The organism is Sphingopyxis sp., assembly GCF_035998905.1.
In the GTDB taxonomy this organism is placed as follows: Bacteria; Pseudomonadota; Alphaproteobacteria; order Sphingomonadales; family Sphingomonadaceae; genus Sphingopyxis.
Window position 1 is genome coordinate 291,798 of record NZ_DASYHG010000030.1, and the last position, 21,349, is coordinate 313,146.

At 65.4% G+C, this 21,349-nt stretch carries 18 protein-coding genes; 9 read left to right on the forward strand and 9 right to left on the reverse strand.

Going from position 1 to position 21,349, the window contains the following annotated elements; translation table 11 throughout:
* Positions 1-453: 453 nt before the first annotated feature.
* Positions 454-2,547, reverse strand: a complete 2,094-nt coding sequence (locus VGN62_RS20890; protein ID WP_327457580.1) for a malate synthase G — start codon at positions 2,545-2,547, stop codon at positions 454-456.
* Positions 2,548-2,717: 170 nt separating this feature from the next.
* On the opposite strand from VGN62_RS20890, the gene VGN62_RS20895 reads away from it, so the two are divergent.
* On the forward strand, positions 2,718-3,017 hold the full coding sequence (locus VGN62_RS20895; RefSeq protein WP_327457582.1) for a hypothetical protein: 300 nt from the start codon (positions 2,718-2,720) through the stop codon (positions 3,015-3,017).
* A 2-nt stretch (positions 3,018-3,019) separates the two neighbouring features.
* On the opposite strand, the gene VGN62_RS20900 is transcribed toward VGN62_RS20895, so the two are convergent.
* Positions 3,020-4,195 (reverse strand): GGDEF domain-containing protein, encoded by a 1,176-nt coding sequence (locus tag VGN62_RS20900; RefSeq protein WP_327457584.1) that lies wholly within the window; start codon positions 4,193-4,195, stop codon positions 3,020-3,022.
* Positions 4,196-4,418: 223 nt separating this feature from the next.
* Between VGN62_RS20900 and VGN62_RS20905 the strand changes: the two genes are divergently transcribed.
* The 7 genes from VGN62_RS20905 to VGN62_RS20935 all read left to right on the forward strand — a co-directional run bounded on the left by VGN62_RS20905 (position 4,419) and on the right by VGN62_RS20935 (position 11,154).
* Positions 4,419-5,621 carry a hypothetical protein gene (locus tag VGN62_RS20905; RefSeq protein WP_327457586.1) on the forward strand — a complete coding sequence of 401 codons (1,203 nt, stop codon included), beginning with the start codon at positions 4,419-4,421 and terminating at the stop codon, positions 5,619-5,621.
* Positions 5,622-5,673: 52 nt separating this feature from the next.
* A complete protein-coding gene (locus VGN62_RS20910; RefSeq protein WP_327457588.1) occupies positions 5,674-6,885 on the forward strand; it encodes a hydrolase in 1,212 nt (403 codons plus the stop codon).
* Positions 6,882-7,883 (forward strand): arginine N-succinyltransferase, encoded by a 1,002-nt coding sequence (locus VGN62_RS20915; protein WP_327457590.1) that lies wholly within the window; start codon positions 6,882-6,884, stop codon positions 7,881-7,883. Before VGN62_RS20910 ends, VGN62_RS20915 begins: the two co-directional genes overlap by 4 nt.
* Positions 7,884-7,921: 38 nt before the next feature.
* Positions 7,922-9,172 (forward strand): N-succinylarginine dihydrolase, encoded by a 1,251-nt coding sequence (locus VGN62_RS20920; protein ID WP_327457592.1) that lies wholly within the window; start codon positions 7,922-7,924, stop codon positions 9,170-9,172.
* On the forward strand, positions 9,169-9,840 hold the full coding sequence (locus tag VGN62_RS20925) for a spermidine synthase (protein ID WP_327457595.1): 672 nt from the start codon (positions 9,169-9,171) through the stop codon (positions 9,838-9,840). Before VGN62_RS20920 ends, VGN62_RS20925 begins: the two co-directional genes overlap by 4 nt.
* A gap of 273 nt (positions 9,841-10,113) precedes the next feature.
* Complete coding sequence (locus VGN62_RS20930; protein WP_327457597.1) at positions 10,114-10,353, forward strand: hypothetical protein; 240 nt, start codon at positions 10,114-10,116, stop codon at positions 10,351-10,353.
* Positions 10,354-10,401: 48 nt separating this feature from the next.
* Complete coding sequence (locus VGN62_RS20935; RefSeq protein WP_327457599.1) at positions 10,402-11,154, forward strand: alpha/beta hydrolase; 753 nt, start codon at positions 10,402-10,404, stop codon at positions 11,152-11,154.
* On the opposite strand, the gene VGN62_RS20940 is transcribed toward VGN62_RS20935, so the two are convergent.
* From VGN62_RS20940 to VGN62_RS20950, 3 genes are read right to left on the reverse strand one after another with little or no spacing between them, the layout of a single operon-like run.
* Positions 11,108-12,145 (reverse strand): alpha/beta hydrolase, encoded by a 1,038-nt coding sequence (locus tag VGN62_RS20940; protein WP_327457601.1) that lies wholly within the window; start codon positions 12,143-12,145, stop codon positions 11,108-11,110. The genes VGN62_RS20935 and VGN62_RS20940 overlap by 47 nt on opposite strands.
* Before the next feature lie 58 nt (positions 12,146-12,203).
* Complete coding sequence (locus tag VGN62_RS20945; protein WP_327457603.1) at positions 12,204-13,871, reverse strand: MFS transporter; 1,668 nt, start codon at positions 13,869-13,871, stop codon at positions 12,204-12,206.
* A gap of 59 nt (positions 13,872-13,930) precedes the next feature.
* Positions 13,931-15,310, reverse strand: a complete 1,380-nt coding sequence (locus VGN62_RS20950; protein WP_327457605.1) for a DEAD/DEAH box helicase — start codon at positions 15,308-15,310, stop codon at positions 13,931-13,933.
* A 306-nt stretch (positions 15,311-15,616) separates the two neighbouring features.
* On the opposite strand from VGN62_RS20950, the gene VGN62_RS20955 reads away from it, so the two are divergent.
* A complete protein-coding gene (locus tag VGN62_RS20955) occupies positions 15,617-17,089 on the forward strand; it encodes a glycerol kinase (protein ID WP_327457607.1) in 1,473 nt (490 codons plus the stop codon).
* 27 nt (positions 17,090-17,116) lie between these two features.
* Here the strand turns inward: VGN62_RS20955 and rpmE are convergent, their stop codons facing one another.
* The 4 genes from rpmE to bamA form a co-directional block, all read right to left on the reverse strand.
* Positions 17,117-17,344, reverse strand: a complete 228-nt coding sequence (gene rpmE / locus VGN62_RS20960; RefSeq protein WP_327457609.1) for a 50S ribosomal protein L31 — start codon at positions 17,342-17,344, stop codon at positions 17,117-17,119.
* 118 nt (positions 17,345-17,462) lie between these two features.
* The gene (fabZ, locus tag VGN62_RS20965) at positions 17,463-17,942 is read right to left on the reverse strand and encodes a 3-hydroxyacyl-ACP dehydratase FabZ (protein ID WP_327457611.1); all 480 of its coding nucleotides are present in this window, start codon (positions 17,940-17,942) and stop codon (positions 17,463-17,465) included.
* A 5-nt stretch (positions 17,943-17,947) separates the two neighbouring features.
* The gene (locus VGN62_RS20970) at positions 17,948-18,616 is read right to left on the reverse strand and encodes an OmpH family outer membrane protein (RefSeq protein ID WP_327457613.1); all 669 of its coding nucleotides are present in this window, start codon (positions 18,614-18,616) and stop codon (positions 17,948-17,950) included.
* A complete protein-coding gene (bamA, locus tag VGN62_RS20975; RefSeq protein ID WP_327457616.1) occupies positions 18,616-21,279 on the reverse strand; it encodes an outer membrane protein assembly factor BamA in 2,664 nt (887 codons plus the stop codon). The genes VGN62_RS20970 and bamA overlap by 1 nt, the downstream gene beginning before the upstream one ends.
* Positions 21,280-21,349: the final 70 nt, after the last annotated feature.

Here is a 21,349-nt window from a genome sequence, read left to right on the forward strand (position 1 = left end):
ACATGCCATTGCGGCACTGCGCAATGGGGCTAGCGACGATCGTGAGCGAGATAGCGGCGGGGCCTGGGGGTGGGAAGCGGCCCTCTCGTGAACCCCGGCGAAAGCCGGGGCCCAGTGCGGAGAAGCCAAGCCAATGTTGGAATTCTGGGCCCCGGCTTTCGCCGGGGTTCACGAAGGACACTTCTCTCCTGTCGTCATCCCGGGCTTGACCCGGCACCCGCCTTTCTTCTGGCGGACGGTGAAAGGCAAGGCAGGTGCCGGATCAGTCCGGGATGACGCATTGATATCCTCCCTGTCGCGCAGCGATGGGGAGGTGGCAGCGCGAAGCGCTGACGGAGGGGCCTATGGCGCAAACTCGCTGCCCCTCCACCATGCTGCGCATGGTCCCCCTCCCCACGGCTTCGCCGCAGGGAGGACTTTATAGCCGCAAACCGGTCGTCAGCTGCCCGCCGCTCACGCCGCCTTTTTCGCCTGCCGATATTTGTGCAGCAACGGCTCGGTATAGCCCGACGGCTGGGTCACGCCTTCGAAGATCAACGCGCGCGCAGCCCGGTACGCGATACCGTCGGGGGTCAGCTTTTCGTAAAGCGCATCACCCGCATTCTGCGCGTCGACCTTCGCCGCCATGCGCGTCAGCGCGGCGTCGACCTGTTCGGGGGTGCAGACGCCGTGAAGCAGCCAGTTGGCGAGCGCCTGGCTGGCAATACGCAGCGTCGCCCGGTCTTCCATCAGGCCGATATCGTCGATGTCTGGAACCTTCGAGCAGCCGACGCCTTGATCGATCCAGCGCACGACATAGCCGACGATGCCCTGGCAATTATTGTCGAGTTCGCGGGTGATTTCGGCTTCGCTCCAGTTGCGTCCCGTGGCGACCGGAATGTTCAGGAGACGGTCGAGCGAGGGCACCGCTTCGCCCGCGATCTCCTTCTGCCGAGCGAAGACATCGACCTGATGATAGTGGAGCGCGTGCAGCGTCGCGGCGGTCGGCGACGGCACCCACGCGGTGTTCGCGCCCGATTTCGGATGGCCGATCTTGGCTTCGAGCATTGCTTTCATGAGGTCGGGCATCGCCCACATGCCCTTGCCGATCTGCGCCTTGCCGCTGAGCCCGCAGGCAAGGCCGATGCGGACGTTGCGATCCTCGTAGGAGGCGATCCAGTCGCTCGCCTTCATCTCGCCCTTGGGGATCATCGGACCCGCGCGCATCGAGGTGTGAATCTCGTCGCCGGTGCGGTCGAGGAAGCCGGTGTTGATGAAGACGATGCGGTCCTTCACCGCGTGGATGCACGCCGCGAGGTTCGCCGAGGTACGCCGTTCTTCGTCCATCACCCCGACCTTCATCGTGTGGCGCGCGAGGCCGAGCATATCTTCCACGGCATCGAACAGCCGGTTCGTGAAGCCGCATTCCTCGGGGCCATGCTGCTTGGGTTTCACGATATAGATGCTGCCCGCACGGCTGTTCTTCAGCGTGCCGAGCCCCTTGAGGTCGTGGAGCGAGCAGAGGCTGGTGATCACCGCGTCGCAAAGCCCCTCAGGCGCCTCGGCACCGTTCGGCAGCTTGATCATCGGCGTCGTCATCAGATGGCCGACGTTGCGCACGAACATCACGCTGCGGCCGTGGAGGACGAAAGGCTCGCCCGACGGCGAGGTCCATTCGCGGTCGGCCGCCATCGCGCGCGTGACGGCCTGCCCGCCCTTGGCGAAGCTTTCGACGAGGTCGCCGCGCATCAGGCCGAGCCAGTTGGTGTAGCCGAGCGCCTTGTCCTCGCCGTCGACGGCGGCAACGCTGTCCTCGAGGTCGATGATCGTCGTCAGTGCCGCTTCGAGCACGACGTCGGCGATGCCCGCGGGATCGCTTTTACCAATCGCGCTGTCGGCATCGATTACAAGCTCGATGTGCAGGCCATTGTGCCGGAGCAGGATGCCGCCGGGCTTGCTGCCAACCCACTGCGCGGGATCGGCAAGCGCGAGTTGCCCACCCTGCCAGTCGGCCCAGCTTCCCGATGCCAACGGCACGGCTTCGTCAAGGAACGTCTTGGCGCGCGCGATCACCGCAGCACCGCGCTGGGCGTCATAGCCGCCCGGCCGCGCGGGCGGCGCGTCGAGCGCATCGGTGCCATAGAGCGCATCGTAAAGGCTGCCCCAGCGCGCATTGGCGGCGTTGAGCGCGAAGCGCGCGTTGAGCGCGGGCACGACGAGCTGCGGCCCCGCCATCGTCGCGATTTCGGGATCGACATTCTGCGTGCCGACGTGGAACGGGGCGGGTTCGGGGACGAGATAACCGATGTCGCGGAGGAACGCCTGATAGGCGGCGGCATCGTGCGCCTGTCCGGCGCGCGCTTCGTGCCAGGCGTCGATCTGCGCCTGCAAATCCTCACGCTTCGCCAGCAGCGCTGCATTTTCGGGCGCGAATTTGCCGAGCAGGTCCGCGAAATCGGCCCAGAATTTCGTGACATCGAGGCCTGTACCCGGCAGCGCGCGCTGCTCGACAAAGTCGGTCAGTCGCGAATCGACGGACAGGCCGGAGCGATCGAGAAATTCAGTCATGCAAGCACCCTCTGGTCGGCGCAGCTGCGCCAGTGGACCCGGGGAGGAAAGGGCCGCTGCCCTATGCCGCGATTGGTTTCGATTGGCAATGGGCGCTTTTCAATGCGGGCCGGGTAGTTTACGTTGCATCGCACAACGAAAAAATCTCTCTCCCCAACTGACCTGGAATCATGGACGACACACGACTGAAACTGATGGAAGCCATCGCCCGCAAACGGCTGGTGACGGCGCATTACAACGGCCAGGTGCTGACGCTTGCGCCGCACCTGCTCTTCGAGCGTCGCGGCGACCTGTTCATCAGCGCGCTGAACCTGGGCAAGAGCTGGCGGTCCGACGAGGACCCGCGGCTCGGCCACTTCAAGCTCGACGGGCTGGCTTCGATCGAGCTCAGCGAAGACGAGTTCGATCCCCTGCCCGGCTTCGAACCGGCGCCGCCGCGCGAGGAAGATACGCCGCTGCTCGCGGTCTGAGATCAGGCGACGCCGAGCGCCGGCGCGGGCGCCAGTTCACCGATTGCGACCCGAACCTGATTCCGCCCGTTCGCCTTGGCGCGGTAGAGCGCCGTATCGGCACGGTGCATCAGGCCGGGCAAATTTTCGGGCCGCATCAACTGGGCGACGCCGAAGGACGCGGTAAAGCGGCGATCGACGCCGAGCACCGGCAATTGCGCCGCGGCGAAGGCCGCGCGAACCGCTTCGGCATAGAGCCGCCCGTCGGACAGCAGCGCCGCGGGCAACAGGACCGCAAACTCCTCACCGCCGACGCGGCCGATGATGGCATCGGGGGGCGCGGCGTTGGTCAGCATCGCGGCAAAATGCGCGATAACGCCGTCGCCTGCGGCGTGGCCGAAGCTGTCGTTGATCTGCTTGAAATGGTCGAGGTCGGCGGCGATCAGCACCATATCGTCGTCCCCGCGCGCGAGCGCCTGCTCGGCATGACTTTCGAAGCCGCGACGGTTCAGGACGCCCGATAGCGGGTCGGTTTCCGATCGGGCGATCATCTCGGCCGTCGTATCGCGCATCGTGACCAGCAGCATGACGAGCCCGGTCGCCATCAGCACCACCACGCTGCCGCTTTGCGAAATCGCCGCATAAGTCGTCGCCATATAATCCTGCGGCGTGCGGGCCGTTCCCACCATCATGGCGAACAGCGGCTTGAGCAGGTAGATGAGCGCCGAAACGGCCTGGAGCGCGACCAGCAGCAGGTCGAGCGGCTGCCGGCGTCCCGAACGCCAGATCATGGCGCCGAACAGCGCCTGCATGACGAAATAGGGCAGCTGGTAGAGCGTCAGCCGCGCCAGCGAACCATAGGTCATACTGAAAATGACCGGCACCAACAAAACCGTCGCGATCCAGATCACCGTCATTGCCGTCCACGGCGGCTCGACGCGATAATGGCGCGCCACCCCGATCAGCGCGAAACTGAGCGCTGACAGGAATACAAGGAATATGCCGACGCTCACGGGTACCGGGTCGGTCTGTTGCCGAAGCAGGAATTCCAGCCCGACGTTGACGATCCCCATGCCGCATCCGAGCGCCAGCCACCAGGCTCCACGCGCCATGCGATTGGTCACCGCGACCACGGCAAAGGCTACGGCAAAAATGCCGGCCACGGACATATTGATGCCAAGCACAAAGGCGGCGGTCATCGGCTCACTCACTTAAGGGACGGCCAGCGTAGCGACGCTGTTCCGAACTTTCGGTTAATCCATTGCGATTCGGTGCGATTCGACCGCCTCATACCCGAGGGCGGCGCCCGCGACAGTGACTTGCTGCACAGCGAAGACGAAATCCCCGCCCCTCCTGCGAGCGTTGTCACGCGCCTCGTCCATGCTATGCGGTCATCCTTTTCTGTGGACAAGGAAACCGACCGTGCTGCGACGCGCCTTTGCATGCCTTACCCTGCTGATCGCCGCCGCATTTCCGCACGGTGCGCAAGCCGATGAAGGCAGGACGCGGCTTGCGATCCTTGGCGTCGACCACGCCGCGCAACTGGTTGCCGAAAACGACCAACCCGGCGTGCTCGCAGCTTATCTGGATCTGGTAAAGCCCGCTGCCGTCTGTATCGAGCGGCCACCCGAACAGGCGTCGCGACAGGATTTTTACGAATTCACCTATGAAGTGCAGGGCATCATCGTGCCTTGGGCCGCGAAGAGCGGCACCACAATTTGTCCGATCGACTGGACGCCGCCGATGGATGACCAGTTGCTCGGTTTCGGGATCGATCTCGATACGCCGCCGGAAATACGCAAGGCGCAAGGGTTTCAGGGCTTTCTGACTTTCCCGGAGCGGAAGATCCTCGATTGGGATTTCTTTGCCGCCGAAGATCCGGCGACGCTCGCGCCGCTGCAGAAATGGGCCACCGAGCCCGCGCCGCGCGCCGATCGCGACCTGCCGCGCCGCCTCTATCTCTACCGCACCTTCATGCAGGCACAACGCATCCGCGCGGCGGCGCACCAGCACAAAGGCGAGACGATGCTCGTCGTCGTCGGCTATTTCCACAAGCCCGACATCGAGGCGATCCTGAAAAATGACCCGGCCATCGAACTCGTCTCGCCCGCAAGCCTTGGCCGGCCGACCGATGGCGCTATGCGCGCCGCAACGACGGCGGAGCATCGCAGCGCGATCCTCGCATTCAACCTGCTGGGGATGCAGGCAGCGACGGGGGTGGTAAATTGGGATTGGATCGGCCGCGTGCTTGTCGATTTCTCAGGAGCGGACCCGTCACCCGAAGCGAGGTTGCTCCAGGCGCGTCACGCCATATTGACCGGCAGAATCACGCCCGCCGAGGCCGCGCGGCGCTATCAGGCAATCGCGAACGACAGCGAGGCGAACAAACCGTTCGGTTGGGATGGCGTAAAGGATCGCGCGCGCCTCGATTCCTTCTTCGACCCCTTCGGCAATCTCGACGTGCGGCAACGCGCCCGCGTTGAACTGGCACGCACCTTGTTCGCGCAGGGCAAGAATGCGCGGGCCGAACAATATCTGGACCAGCTTGCAAGCGAGCTTTCGCCGCGCAAGGCGCTGCAGCTTCGCGGCTACACGCCCTTGCTCAAGCCAGCCAAGCCGTCCTGACACGCGACGTCGGGGGTCGCCAAACGACATTGCGCGCGTCTATAGCCGGGGCATGACATCCGTCTCGACGACCGAACACGCCGCGCTCGAACGCGCCGCCGATGCGCCGATGCTGGCGCAGGTCGAACAGTGGGCCGCGATCAACAGCGGCACCGGCAATCTCACCGGATTGAAGACCGTCGCGGGGCAGCTCGCCGACGCCTTTGCGGCGCTGCCCGGTGAGGTGCGGCTGGTCGCGGCCGATCCGGTCGAAAGCGTCGATGGTGCGGGCCGCGTCAACACCATCCAGCGCGGCGACCATTTGCATGTCCGCGTGCGCCCCGAAGCGCCGGTGCAATTGCTGCTGACCGGGCATATGGACACGGTGTTCGCCGCCGATCATCCATTCCAGACCCTAAAATGGCTGGAGGACGGGGTGCTGAACGGTCCCGGCACCGCCGACATGAAGGCCGGAATTTCGGTGATCCTCGCGGCGCTTTCCGCGCTCGAAGCCTCCCCGCTCGCGGACCGCGTCGGTTACGACGTGATGATCAACAGCGACGAGGAAACAGGGAGCCAGGCGTCGGCGCGGCTGATCGCCGAACTCGCGAAGGGCAAGACCGCCGCCCTCACCTACGAACCCGCGCTGCCCGACGGCACGCTCGCGGGGGCGCGGCCGGGGAGCGGCAATTTCTCGATCATCGTCCACGGCCGCGCGGCGCATGCCGGGCGCAACCCGCAGGAAGGGCGCAACGCGCTGCTCGCCGCCGCCGACCTCGCGCTTCGGCTCGGTGCGCTGAAATCGGACGTGCTGAAGGTCAACCCTGCGAAGATCGACGGTGGCGGGCCGAACAATATCGTGCCCGATCAGGCGATCCTGCGCGTCAATATGCGCCCGTCGACCCCCGATGCGATGGCCGCCGCCGAAGGCGCAATGCGCGATGCGATCGCTGCGGTATCGCGCGAGCATGACGTGCATTGCCATGTTCATGGCGGCTTCAACCGCCCGCCCAAACCGCTCGACGCATCCGCGACGCGGCTGTTCGAGCTGGTGCGCGATTGCGGCGCCGCACTTGGCCTGCCGCCGATCAGCTGGAATGCGACGGGCGGCGTGTGCGACGGCAACAATATCGCGGCGTGCGGGATTCCCGTCGTCGACACGATGGGGCCGCGCGGCGGTGCGATCCACTCGTCGGACGAATTTCTGATCACGGGCAGCCTGCCCGAACGCGCGCAATTGTCGGCACTCACCATGATAAGAATAGCGGAACGGGGGACTGTGTGAATTATGTGATCCGGGCGGCCAAACCGGGCGACCTGCAAAGCATTTACGAGATGGCGAAGCTGACCGGCGGCGGCTTCACCAACCTGCCCCCCGACAAGAAGGCCCTGCGCGCCAAGCTCGAACGCGCCGAAGCCGGCTTCGCCTCGGAAAAGGAATATCCCGGCGACGAACTGTACCTGATGGTGCTCGAGGATCTCGACAGCGGCGAAGTGCGCGGCACCTGCCAGATTTTCGGGCAGGTCGGCCAGCGCTGGCCCTTCTATTCCTATCGCATCGGCACCGACAGCAAGCATAGCGAACAGCTTGGCCGCACCTTCCATGCGCAGGTGCTGATGCTGAGCAACGACCTCAACGGCGCATCCGAAGTCGGCGGGCTGTTCCTCCACCCCGCGGCGCGGGCCGGCGGGCTCGGGCTGCTGCTCGCGCGCTCGCGCTATCTGTTCATTGCACGGCACCGCGCGCGTTTCGGCGACCGCATCCTCGCCGAGCTGCGCGGGGTGATCGACGAGGCAGGCGGCTCGCCTTTCTGGGATGGGGTCGCGGGCAAATTCTTCGGGATGAATTTCCAGGAAGCCGACCAGTTCAACGCGGTGCACGGCAACCAGTTCATCGCCGACCTGATGCCCAAGCATCCCGTCTATATCGCGATGCTCGGCGAACATGCGCGCAGCGTCATCGGCGTGCCGCATCCCACGGGCCGCGCCGCGATGCGGATGCTCGAGAATGAGGGCTTCGCGTTCGAAAATTACGTCGACATCTTCGACGGCGGCCCGACGATGACCGCGCGCACCGATCAGGTCGCGAGCATTCGCGATGCGAAGCATGTCGAGGTGACGGGTGTCGCCGAAGGCGGCGAGGATGCGCTGATCGCAACCGGCCGCCTCGCCGATTTCCGCTGCTGTTTCGGCAAGGTCGGCGCCGACGGGACGGTCGATGCCGAAACCGCGCGCATCCTGAGCGTCGCCAAGGGCGACGCGATCAGCTGGATCGGACGCTAGTACCGCCCATCCGTATAAGACTGGATCGAAAGCACACCATGCTCACCGAAATCAATTTCGACGGGATTATCGGTCCCAGCCACAACTACGCCGGCCTCAGTCGCGGCAATATCGCGTCGGCGAACAACGCCGGTGATGTGTCGCAGCCGCGCGCCGCGGCGCTGCAGGGCGTCGACAAGATGCGCCACAACCTGTCGCTCGGGCTGCCGCAGGGCTTCTTCATGCCGCTCGATCGTCCCGATGCGCCCTGGCTCGCAACGCTCGGCACGACGCCGGAGCAGGCGGAAGGACACCTCCGCGCGCAAGCTTGGTCGGCTTCATCAATGTGGGCCGCGAACGCCGCCACCGTCTCCCCCGCCCCTGACAGCGCCGACGGCAAATGCCACCTGACCGTCGCGAACCTCGTCACCATGCCGCACCGCAGCCACGAATGGCCGGGCACGCTGGCGCAGCTTCGCCTCGCCTTCGCCGACCCCGCTTTTGCCGTGCACGCCCCCATCCCCGCCCCGTTCGGCGATGAGGGCGCCGCCAACCATATGCGGCTGTGCAGCGGGCATGATGGCCAAGGCGTCGAAATCTTCGTCTATGGGTTAAGCGGCGGACGCTTCCCCGCGCGCCAGCATCTCGACGCGTCGAAGGCGATTGCGCGCAACCACGGGCTCGATCCCGCACGGACATTGTTCATTCGCCAGTCGGACACCGCGATTCAGGGCGGCGCGTTCCACAACGATGTCGTCGCGGTCGCGAACGAGCATGTGCTGTTCACCCACGAAACCGCCTTCGAGGATCGCGAGGCAGCGCACGCCGAAATTCGCGCCGCCTTCCCCGCGGTCGAGATTGTCGAAGTGCCCGCAAGCGCGGTGAGCCTGCCCGACGCGATCAAATCCTATCTGTTCAACGCCCAGCTCGTCAGCCTGCCCGACGGCGGCGGCATGGGGCTGGTGCTGCCGACCGAAGCGCAGGACACGCCCGCGGTGTGGAACTGGCTGGAAGCACATGTCGCGGGCAACGGCCCGATCCGCCGCCTGCTGCCGGTGAACGTCCGCCAGTCGATGGCGAATGGCGGCGGCCCCGCCTGCCTGCGGCTGCGCGTCGTCGCCGATCCCGCGACGGTCGACCCGCGCTTCATCGCCGACGAAGCGAAGCTCGACCGGATATCGGACGTTGTGGCGAAGCACTGGCCCGAAGCGATCGCGCCCGGCGACCTCCCCTCGGCGGCGCTGGCGAACGACGTGCGGACGGCGCGCGCGGCGCTGCTCCAGACGCTCAACCTCGGCGAACTGAATTGAAGATACGCGAACTGATCGGCACGGCGGAGGTTCCCGGCGGCGACGCGCTGCGCCTGTACCGGCGCGGCGACGATTTCATCATCGCGATCGATCGCAACGAATTGATGAGCAGCCGGATGAGCGGCTCCGAAGAAGCGCTCGCGACGATGACCTGCGACCGGCTGCGCAGCCCGAAGGAGGCCAGCCTGCTGATCGGCGGCTATGGCATGGGGTTCACCCTGCGCGCGGCATTGGCGACGCTCGGCCCCGACGCAAAAATTGCCGTGGCCGAACTGGTACCGGGTATCATCGAGTGGGCGCGCGGACCGATGGCCGACCTGGCCGCAGGCTGTCTCGACGATCCGCGGGTCGAGCTGATCCTCGGCGACGTGTCGAAAGCGATCGGCGCGGCGACGCGCCGCTATGATGCGATCCTGCTCGACGTCGACAATGGTCCCGACGGCCTGACGCGCGAAGCCAATGAGGGGCTCTATTCGGCGGCAGGCCTTGCAACGGCGAAGGCGGCGCTGCGCCCCGGCGGCATCCTCGCGATATGGTCGGCCGCCCCCGACGCCCGCTTCACGCGCCGGTTGACGGCAGCGGGTTTTCAGGTCGAAGAGGTCGGCGTTCGCGCGCGCAGCAATGGCAAAGGCCCGCGGCACGTCATCTGGTTTGCGCGCGCGGGTTAGTTGCGCACCGCGCCGACGGCGGGTTTCGATCGGACGCCGCTCTGCCCCTCATCGTCACCCCGGACTTGATCCGGGGTCCAGGACTTCCGCGCCGCGATGGATCCCGGATCAAGTCCGGGATGATGAAAGATGGTGGAACGAATGTCGGCTCTCCACCTCGAAAGCAGACACCCCTTGCCCTCGCTTGTCGGATTAACTTACAGTTTACCATAAGCCCGGCGCGGCGAATCCCGCTTTTACGCCGGTGGCACGGCTCTTGCTGGATAAAAGGTGATGCTGAAAAAAATCGGACGCCTGTTCGTCATCAAGACCCGCCTCGAAGCGTGCCTCATCATCTATGCCCTCGCCGTCGGCGCGATGGCGCGCGGGGGTGCCTATCTGCATGAATATCCGGGGCTTGGCGGCAAGCTGCTGCTGATCGCGTGCAGCGGATCGGTCTTCCTTGCCGGCGCCAAGATTTTCGATTGCCTCCGCTACGAACAGGCGGCAGCGGCCGCGAAGCAGCCGGGCTAGGCCCGCACGGCCTTTCGCGTGTCACCCAGATATGCGAAGGCAACCGCCATGAGCAGGATCAGCGGCCGCCCGGCCATCAGCACCGAGCATGTCTATGGCCTGAGCCTGCGCATCGCGCGCTGGCGCGAGGGGACGGCCGGCACGCCGCTCCTTTTCCTCAACGGCATCGGCGCCGATATCGCCGCCGCAGCGCCGCTGCTCGCGCAAATCCATGGCCGCGAGGTGTGGACGCTCGACATGCCGGGGGTCGGCGGTTCGCCCGATGCGCTGCTGCCCTATGGCGCGCCGACGATCGCCGCGGTGGTGATGGAGATTGCCGACCGGCTGGGCCACAAAAGCATCGATCTTGCCGGTTTCAGCTGGGGCGGCGCGCTGGCGCAGCAGATCGCGATCCAGTTCCCGGGACGCGTCCGCCGGCTGGTGTTGATGGCGACAACCCCCGTCATGGGCGCTCCCGGCATCGGCTGGACGGCGATGTTTGACGACGACATGCTGGCGAGCGGGCTCAAGATCCAGACCGCGACGCCGCTGGGTATCGCTTACCAGACCGCCGCCATGGCCGGGTGGACCAGTCTCGGCTTGCTGTCGGGGCTGAAGAACCTGCCGACGCTCGTCCTGATGGGCGAACGCGACGGCGTCATGCCCGCCTGTTATGGCGAGATGCTGGCCGACCAGATCGACGGCGCGGTGCTGGAGCTGGTGCCGGGATCGCACCTCTTCCCCTTCACCCACGCCGCCGCCATTTCGGCGCGGATCAACGCGTTTCTGGACCAGCCGGCAAAGGCGCAAGCCGCCGCTTGAGGAAGTCGGCGATCGCAGTGGCGGTCGCGTCGGGCGCCTCCTCCATCGGCAAATGGCCGATACCGGGGAGCAGCACGACTTCAGACCCTGCGATGCGCTCGTGGAAAGTCTGCGCCGCGCTGGGATTGATCAGCCTGTCCTTGTCGCCGAACAGGATCAGCGCCGGTGCCTCGATCGCGCCGACGCGCGCCGCCATCGCGGGTTCGCGGTCCATGCGCGCGCGCAGCACCGTCGCCTCGCGATTGCCGGGAAATCGCAGCAGCTCCCAATAGCGATCGATCATCGCTTCATCGACGATCGCCTGTTTCTCGAGCGACCCGCGCAGCGACTGTTCGACGAGCATTCGCGGCGTCACCCGCGTCGCGAGCCAGCGGCCGAAAGGATATTCGAGGACGCGGAAACCGACGTTCGATTCGGGACGCTTCTCCCCCTTGCGCAGCGGCATGCCCGCGGCGTCGATCAGCAGCAGCGCATCGACGCGCGTGGGCTGCGCCAGCGCGTAGCGCCACGCGACCCAGCCGCCCATCGAGTTGCCGCCGAGGATAAAATGGTCGAGTCCGAGCTTCGCGGCGACGACATCGACCGCCTCCATCATCCCGTCGGCGCTATAGTCGCGGTCGGGCGTTGCCCCGGTCAGGCCGTGGCCGGGAAGGTCGAGCGTGACGATGCGATATGTGCCGCCGAGCCGCTTCACGAGCGGTTCCCATGTCTGCAGGCTGGCGTTCGATCCGTGGAGCAGGATGATTGGGGGGCCATCGCGGCTTCCCTGGTCGCGATAATGGATGCGCTGGCCCGCCGGCCCCGCGGCGAACGCAGCGTCCGGACCGCCATATTTGGCGATCATTTCGTCGCGATCGGTATCGGGGGTCAGGAGCAGCAGGAAACCGGCGACGAGCGCCAGCAGGATGCCAAGCGGAATCAGGACCCGCTTGCGCCGGAATATCGGACGCCGCGGCGGCGGCGGATCGAAATCTTCGTCGTCGACAATCATCACGCCCCCCTCAAGGCTGCGACAACCCTAGCGCGGGGGCGCCGATCGTCAATGCGCGCTAGTGATGGATCGACCGGCGGAAGGTTTCGGGCAGGAACAACAGGCCGATCACCAGCGTGATCACCGCGACGATCACGGGGTACCAGAGTCCGTAGTAAATATTGCCCGTCGCCGCGACCATCGCAAACGCCGTCGTCGGCAGGAAACCGCCGAACCAGCCGTTACCGATATGATAGGGCAGCGACATCGCGGTGTAGCGGATACGCGTGGGAAACAGCTCGACGAGCAGCGCCGCGATCGGGCCGTAGACCATCGTCACGAGCAGCACGAGGTAGAAGAGGATCGCGACGACGAGCGGCTTGTCGATCGCAGCCGGATCGGCCTTCGCCGGATAGCCCGCGTCCGCCAGCGCGTGTTCGAGGTCGGAACGGAAGGCGGCGATCGCGCCGGCGCGGTCCTCTTCGGCCAGCCGCCAGGGATCGGGCGCGGCGAGGACGCGCGACCCGATGCGCACTCGTGCGGGTTCGCCCGTCATACGCTCGCGCGTGAAAGTCGTGTAGTTGGCGCCCGCCTTGGCCAGCGTCGACTTGATGATGTCGCAGCCGCTGCCCTCGAACTTGTTGCGCCCGATCGGGTCGAACTGGAACGAACAGGCGCCAGGATCGGCCGCCATGATGACCGCGGCGTTCTGCTGCGCCTTGGCCATCGCGGGGTTGGCCGCGCTGGTCAGCATCTGGAACGCCGGGAAATAAGTCAGCGCTGCGAGCGCGCAGCCCGCAAGGATGATCGGCTTGCGCCCGACCTTGTCGCTGAGCCAGCCGAAGAAGATGAAGAAGGGCGTGCCGAGCGCGAGCGCGATGGCGATCAGGATGTTCGCGGTCGCGCCATCGACCTTCAGCGTCTTTTCGAGGAAGAAGAGCGCGTAGAATTGCCCCGAATACCAGACGACCGCCTGCCCCGCGACCGCCCCGAACAGCGCGACAAGCACCCATTTGAGGTTCTCCCAGCGCCCGAAGGCTTCGGTCAGCGGCGCCTTCGAGGTCGTGCCCTCTTCCTTCATCTGCTTGAAGACCGGGCTTTCCTCGAGCTGGAGGCGGATCCACAGCGACACGCCGAGCAGGATCACCGAAATGAGGAAGGGAATGCGCCAGCCCCAGTCGGCGAAAGCCGCCTCGCCCATCGCCGAACGGATGACGATGACCACGCCGAGCGCCGCGAACAGGCCGAGCGTCGCGGTCGTCTGAATGAAGCTGGTGAAAAGGCCGCGTTTGCCGTCGGGGGCATGTTCGGCGACGTAGGTGGCGGCGCCGCCATATTCGCCGCCGAGCGCGAGCCCCTGCACGAGGCGGAGCAGCACGAGCAGAATCGGCGCCGCGACGCCGATCGACGCGTAGCCGGGCAGCACACCGACGAGGAAGGTCGAGAGCCCCATCAACCCCATGGTGACGAGGAAGGTGTTCTTGCGCCCGACAAGGTCGCCGATGCGCCCGAATACGAGCGCGCCGAAGGGCCTTACCGCAAAACCCGCGGCGAAGGCGCCGAGCGCGAAAATGAAGCCGGTGGTTTCGTTGACGCCCGAGAAGAATTGCGCCGAGATGATCGTCGCGAGCAGGCCGTAGAGGTAGAAATCATACCATTCGAACACGGTGCCGAGCGACGAGGCCAGGATGACCTTGCGCTCGCTCTGCCGGGTATCGATTGCCGCCGCGCCGTCACCGTTCGTCATCCGCTACCCCTTCGCCCATTCTCTTGTGGGCGAAGGGTCTAGCGGATGGGCGGCAAGCGTCAACCGACGCGCTTGACCGCGCCCTTGTGCGCGCCGACGCTCTTGTTGCGCGGGCGGAAACGGCGCTTGCGCTGCGGCTGGCCGTCGGCGGCGCCAGCGGCGCCCTCGCGACGCGGCTGGCCGCCGTCGCGGTGGCCTCCATCGCGCTGACGGTGCGCGTCCTCGCGCTGGCGCTGCGGGTTGCGGCCCTTGCTGCCGGTGTCGCGCGGCGGTGCCGCGGGCTTGGGCAGGTTCCGGACGAGTTCGTTGAACCCCTCGGGCAGCGCCATCGGTTCGGACTTGGTTCGCGTCACGCGCTCGATGTCGCGCAGATAGGTGCGCTCATCGGGGGCGACAAAGCTGATCGCGATGCCCTCGGCCCCGGCGCGCGCGGTGCGGCCGATGCGGTGAACATATTGTTCGGGGACGTTCGGGATCTCGAAATTGATCACATGGCTGACCCCCGACACGTCGATACCGCGCGCGGCGATATCGGTCGCGACGAGCAGGCGCACCTGACCCGAGCGGAAGGCCTGCAGCGCGGTAGTGCGCTGCGCCTGGCTCTTGTTGCCATGGATCGCGAAAGCCTCGATCCCCGCACCCTTGAGGTGGCGGACGACGCGGTCGGCGCCATGCTTGGTGCGCGTGAAGATCAAGGCGCGGTCGATGTCCGACGTCTTGATGACGTGATGGAGCAGCGCCTGCTTTTCCTTCTGCTCGACGAAGGTCGAGAATTGGCGGATCTTTTCGGCGGTCGTCGCCTGCGGCGTCACCGACACGGTCACCGGATCCTCGAGGAACTGTTCGGCGAGGTGCGCGATTTCCTTCGGCATCGTCGCCGAGAAGAAGAGGTTCTGGCGGCGCGACGGCAGCAGCTTCGCGATGCGGCGCAGCGAGTGGATGAAGCCCATGTCCATCATCTGATCGGCTTCGTCGAGGACGAAGATTTCGACATCGTCGAGGCGCAGCGCCCGCTGGTCGATCAGGTCGAGCAGGCGGCCCGGGGTGGCGACTAGGATTTCGACGCCCTGTGCAAGGTCGCGGATCTGCTTGTTGATCGGCACGCCGCCAAAGACGGTCGAGACGCGCAGCTTGGTGAAGCGGCCATAATCGCGGCAGCTCTGCGCGATCTGCGCAGCGAGTTCGCGCGTCGGCGCGAGCACGAGCATCCGGCAGCTGCGCGGGTTGGTCTTGTGCGGATAGGTGATCAGGTGGTGGATCGAGGGCAGCGAGAAACCGGCGGTCTTGCCGGTACCGGTCTGCGCGATACCGCACAGGTCGCGGCCCTTCATCAGCGGCGGGATCGCCTGCGTCTGGATCGGGGTCGGCTGGGTATAATCCTTGGCGGCAAGCGCACGATTGATGTCGGCATGCAGGCCAAAGTCATTAAAAGTCGTCATAAAATACTCACAAAGGGCGACGCGCACAGCGTCCGCTCGCATCGAACGGACGGCGCACGGCCGCGGGTTCGAAACGACCCGCGTGAAAGGGTGCCTCTGGGGACAAAGCGCTGGTCCGGCTCGCCCGCGCCTGAAAACGGGCGGGAAATCACGCTGCCGGTGGTTGCGGCGGGTGATCCCGCCATGCTGCGCTGCACAATATATGGCACAGCGGGCGCAATTTTGCAAGGCGAATAGGAATGTTCGTGTCGTGCGCCTTGTCGACGCCCCGTTCTTTCTGCATCAAAGCGAAAGAGGGAGAGCGACATGGCCGAGAAAATCATCGTCATCGACGAGGGTACGACCTCGACCCGCACGATGCTCTTCGAAGCCGACGGCACGCCGCTCGGCAGCGCACAGCGCGAGATCCGGCAACATTATCCGGGACCGGGGCTGGTCGAGCATGACGCCGCAGAAATATGGGCCGCCACCCTCGCCTGTACACGCGACATGGTCGAACAGGCGGGCGGCGCGCATCAGGTGGCGGCGATCGGCATCACCAACCAGCGCGAAACGGTGGTGTTCTGGGACCGCAAGACGGGCGAACCGCTGGCGCCCGCGATCGTCTGGCAGGACCGCCGCACCGCCGCCGATTGCGCCGCGTTGAAGGAGGCGGGGCATGAGGCGATGGTGCAGGCCCGTAGCGGGCTGCTGCTCGATCCCTATTTTTCGGGAAGCAAGATCGGCTGGGCGCTGAAACATTGGCCGCAACTTCGCGAGGCGGGCGATCGGCTCGCGGTCGGGACGATCGAATCCTACCTCGTCTATCGCCTGACCGGCGGCGTCCATGTCACCGACGCGAGCAATGCGTCACGCACCTCGCTGATGGACATCGACGGTACCGGCGGCTGGGATAGCGAACTTTGCGACCTACTCGGCGTGCCGATGGCGCTTCTGCCCGAAATCACCGGCTGTACGGCCACCGTCGGCGTAGCCGAACCCGCGCTGTTCGGCAGCCCGATCCCGATCTGCGGCATGGCGGGCGACCAGCAGGCGGCGACGATCGGCCAGGCGTGCCTGTCGCCGGGGCAGACCAAGGCGACCTTCGGTACCGGCGCCTTCATCCTGTCGGCGAGCGGTACCACGCGGCCCCATTCCGAAAACCGTCTGCTCGCGACGGTGCTGGTCCAGGAAGGCGATGTGCGCTCCTATGCCCTCGAAGGTTCGGTATTCGTCGCCGGCAGCCTGATCAAATGGCTACGCGACGGACTCGGCCTGCTTGCAAGCGCGAGCGAGAGCGAGGGGCTGGCACGGTCGGTCGCCGACAATGGCGGCGTCTATCTGGTCCCCGCCCTCACCGGCCTCGGCGCGCCGCACTGGCGGCCCGATGCGCTGGCCGCGCTGTCGGGGCTGAGCTTTGCGACCGGCAAGGCGCATGTCGCGCGCGCCGCGCTGGAAGCACAGGCCTATCAGGCGCACGACCTGAAATCGGCGTTCGCTGCCGATGGCGTCGATTGGGCCGAGGTGCGGATCGACGGAGGCATGGCGGCGAACGACTGGATGGCGCAGGATCTGGCCGACATGCTGGATCTGGTGGTCGAACGGCCGGGGTTCGTCGAAAGCACGGCACTCGGCGCTGCGATGCTCGCGGCAACGGGTGCGGGGCTGTACCCCGACCTCGCGAGCGCGGCGAAGACGATGCGCGGCACCGCGACGCGCTTCACCCCGTCAATCGACGCCGGAAAACGCAAAACGCGCCTTGCCGGCTGGCAAAGCGCGCTTGCAAAGGTTCTGGGCTGACCCCCGCTTGCGCAGGGGCAGACGCCATTAACGCTTGAGCGAGAGACCGCCGAAACGCTTGTTGAACTTCGCGACCTGGCCGCCCGCGTCGAGCATACGACCCGTTCCGCCCGTCCACGCCGGGTGCGCGGTGGGGTCGATTTCGAGCGTCATCGTGTCGCCCTCTTTGCCCCAGGTCGAGCGCGTCTGATATTCGGTACCGTCGGTCATCTTGACCGTGATCATGTGGTACGCGGGGTGGATATCTTTTTTCATGTCGTGGCTCCTGTGCCGCTGGTTACCGACCAGCTAGCTGTGAGTCTGTGCTTTCCCCGCTATGGGGCTCGCGAAGCGGTGGCCCCTAACGGTGAATCGCTGATTTTGCAAGCCTTGCTTAGTCGCTCGGCGGATCGGCAATCATTGCGGTGAACTGGCATTCCGCGGCAAGGGCGTCGCCCAGCATCGCCCGGCCCTCGAACTTGCAGATGTTCCGCTTCGCCTGGACGATCGTGACGTGGAGATCGAGCAGAACGCCGGGTTCGACGGGCTTCCTGAACTTCACGCCGTCGATCGCCATGAAATAGACGAGCTTGCCCGAGCCGCCGAGGCCGAGCGATTCGACCGCCAATATGCCGCCCGCCTGCGCCAGCGCCTCGACGATGAGGACGCCAGGCATGATCGGCCGGCCGGGGAAATGCCCCTGGAAGAAGGGCTCGTTGATCGTCACCGCCTTGACCGCGTGGATCGAGGTGTCCTTCACCATCGATTCCACCCGGTCGACGAGCAGCATCGGATAACGATGCGGCAACAGCGTCAGGATCCGGCGGATATCCACCGGCCCCATCGTGCCGTCCGGCTTTTCCCCGTCTGCCATCGGACTTAGCGGGTCGTCGGCGGGGTGCCGGTCGGCGCCGGAGCAGCGGGTGCGGCGGCCGGCTGAGCCGCGCGCGCTGCCTGCAGCAGCTGGCCCGGACGATAGCCGGCGGGTGCCGCGATCGACACCGAGGGGACAAGGCGGTTGATCTCCGCGACCACCGCGGCGGTGATGTCGGTATTGTTTTCACGCGCGATCACGGCTTCGGGCGTCAGCAGCAAATCGATCTTGCGCGCTGTCATCGCCGCCTTCACTGCGTCGTTGAGACGAAGCTGGACTTGCTCCTGCGCATAGGCAGCGGCCAATTCGATGGGCTCACCGATCTTGCTGAGTTCGGCCTGCGCCGCGGTGCGCTTGTCCTGCAGCGCCTTGCCGGCCGCCTGGATGGCGGTCTGGTTCTGCGGCGACCGCTTCACTTCCTCATTATATTTGGCGACCAGGACATTGAGTTCGGCCTGCAGCGTCTGCTCGCGCGTTCCCTGCTGATCCAGCTGTGCCTTGTAGGTCGTCTGGATCTGCTGGCCGGCGGTGTTCATCGCACTCGACTGGCGAATCGCGCCTTCGAGATCGGCGACGGCAATGGCCTTCGCCTGCGCCGCAGCCGGCGCGGCCAGCATGGGCGAAACCGACAGCGCGGCAATGGCAAGCGCCGAAGCAGTGAGAATTTTCTTCATCAGAATTGGGTTCCTACGTTGAATGAGAAGCGTTTGGTATCATCGCCCTCTTCTTTGCGAAGGGCGTAAGCGAAGTCGATCCGGAAGGGACCGAACGGAGAGTTCCAGTTGACCCCGGCGCCGATCGAGACGCGCGGCATCCAGGTATCGCCAAAGAAGCGTTCCTCGAACGGTGCGAGCGAAGAAAAGCCGTTCGCGGTATCGCACGTCGTGAAATCACCCGACGGCGTGCCGTCGGGGTTGGGCGTATTGGTTGCGAAGGTCTTCACGCCCGTGGTGGCATTGCGGCACAGGAATTTGGTAAACCCGTCGGCCGGATCGCGGAAATCGGCGAGCGTGGTCAGCGTCGGACGCTTGACGCTGAACACCGAACCGACATCGACGAAGACCGACGGCCGGAGGCCCATTTCCTTCGCGCCGCTGCCCAGCGGGATATCGAGTTCGAGACGGCCCTGATAATAAGCGCGACCGCCGAGCGCGTCGTCGATCTGCCCGCGATTGTCGTTCGAAGTATCGACGACCGGATTGGTCGGATCATAGGTGACGCCATAGCGGATCACGCGCGGGCCGACGCCGCGAATGTCGAAACCGCGCATCTGCGGTTCGCCGAGGAAGAAGCGGTCGGTCAGGCGGACCTTGTCGCTGGTCGGGGTCGGACGCCCGCCGAACGGATAGATATAGCCGCCCTCAGCCGACAGGTTGAGGATGAAGCGGCTGCCGAGATTGAAGTGCTTCGACGCATTGGCGCGCGTCCGGACATATTTGACGCTGCCGCCGAGGCCCGCGAAATCCTGGCTCAATGACAACGACTGGCCGCGCGTCGGGCGCAGGCGGTTGTCGCGGTCGTCATAAGCGAGCGTGTAGCCGAGCAGCGAGGTCGTCCGCGTGCCGATCGCATCGCAGAGGTAACGGCCCGCGACGAGCGGATCGCACTCGTTCCCGAAATAATAGATCCCCTTGTCGAGCGTCACATCGTCGAAGTTGATGCTGTAGCGCGCGAAGAAGGACATGAATTCGGTCAGCGGCACGCCGGCGTTGATCTGCGCGCCGGTCGTGACCTGCTGGAACGTGGTCCGGCGGTCATTGTTGATGAAGTTGAACGAGTTTAAATCGCGGCGATAGATGCTGCCGCCGATCGAGATATTGCGGTCGAACAGATAGGGTTCGGTGAAGCCGAGCTCGACCGACTTCGAATAGCTCGAATAGTTGACCGAGGCCTGGAGCTGCTGGCCGAGACCGCGGAAGTTGCGCTGGCGGATCGAGGCCTGGAGCAGGAAATTCTCGATCGACGAGAAGCCCGCCGACAGCGACAGTTCGCCGGTCGGCTTTTCCTCGACATTGGTTTCGAGGATGATGCGGTCGGGCGCGCTGCCTTCCTTGCGCTCGATTTCCAGATTCTCCTGGAAATAGCCCAAGCTATTGATGCGGTTCTCCGTGCGCTTGATACCGAAGCTGTTGAAGGCGTCGCCTTCGTTCAGACGGAATTCGCGGCGCACGACCTTGTCGTGCGTCAGCGTGTTGCCGTTGACGTCGATCCGCTCGACATAGGTACGCGGGCTTTCGCCGACGTTGAAGGTGATCGCCATCGTCTTGGTTTCGGGATCGCGGCGGAATTCGGGGTTGATGTCGGCAAAGGCATAGCCGAACAGGCCAGCGGTCTCGCTGAGGCTTTCGACCGTGTCCTCGACCAGCTTCGCATCATACCAGTCGCCGGTGTGCATAGGCAGCAGCTTCTTCAGCATCTCGGGCTGGAAGTCGCGGATCTCGCTCTTCACGTCGACGTCGCCGAACTTGTAGCGTTCGCCTTCCTCGACCACATAGGTGATGATGAAGTCCTGCTTGTTGCTCGTCAGCTCCGCCACCGCCGAGATCACGCGAAAATCGGCGTAACCGTTGGTCAGGTAGAAGAGGCGCAGCTTCTGCTGGTCATAGGCCAGGCGATCGGGGTCGTAGCTGGTGTTCGACGACAGGATCGTCATCAGGCTCGACTGCTTCGTCGCCATCTCGTCCTTGAGATCGCCGTCGCTGAACTTCTCGTTGCCGATGATGTTGATCTGGCGGACCTTCGATTTCGGCCCTTCGTTGATCTCGAACACCACGTCGACGCGGTTCTGGTCGAGCGACACCATCTTGGGTTCGACCGTCGCGGCGAAGCGGCCCTGCCGCTTGTAAAGCTCGATGATGCGTGCGACGTCGGCGCGGACCTTCGAGCGCGTGAAAATCTGGCGCGGCGCCAGCTTGATCTCGGGCCGGATCTTGTCTTCCTTCAGGCGCTTGTTGCCTTCGAGGATGACGCGGTTGATCACCGGGTTCTCGGTCACCTGGATCGTCAGCGCACCCGCGTTGTCGGTGATCTGGAAATCCTTGAACAATTCGGTCGCGGCGAGGTCCTTCAGCGCCTGGTCGAGCACCGAACGGTCATATTGCTGACCGACGCGCAGCCGCAGATACGACAGGATCGTCTGCGCTTCGAGCCGCTGGTTGCCGACGACGGTGATCGACTGGACCGTGGTCGCGGTCGGCGCCGCTTCGGGAGCGGGTGCGGGGACGGTCGGCGGCGCCACTTGCTGCGCCATCGCCGGCGCTGCGAGCATCGTACCTGCCATGAGGAGGGCCGACAGCTGTGTCCGCGCCGAGAATTTGTGTGAAGCCACGCTGTTCATCCCGAAAAAATAACTCGAAAGCGACAAACCCGCCTGACCGCAGGTTCGCGCGCAACTCCCTGCCCCAGAC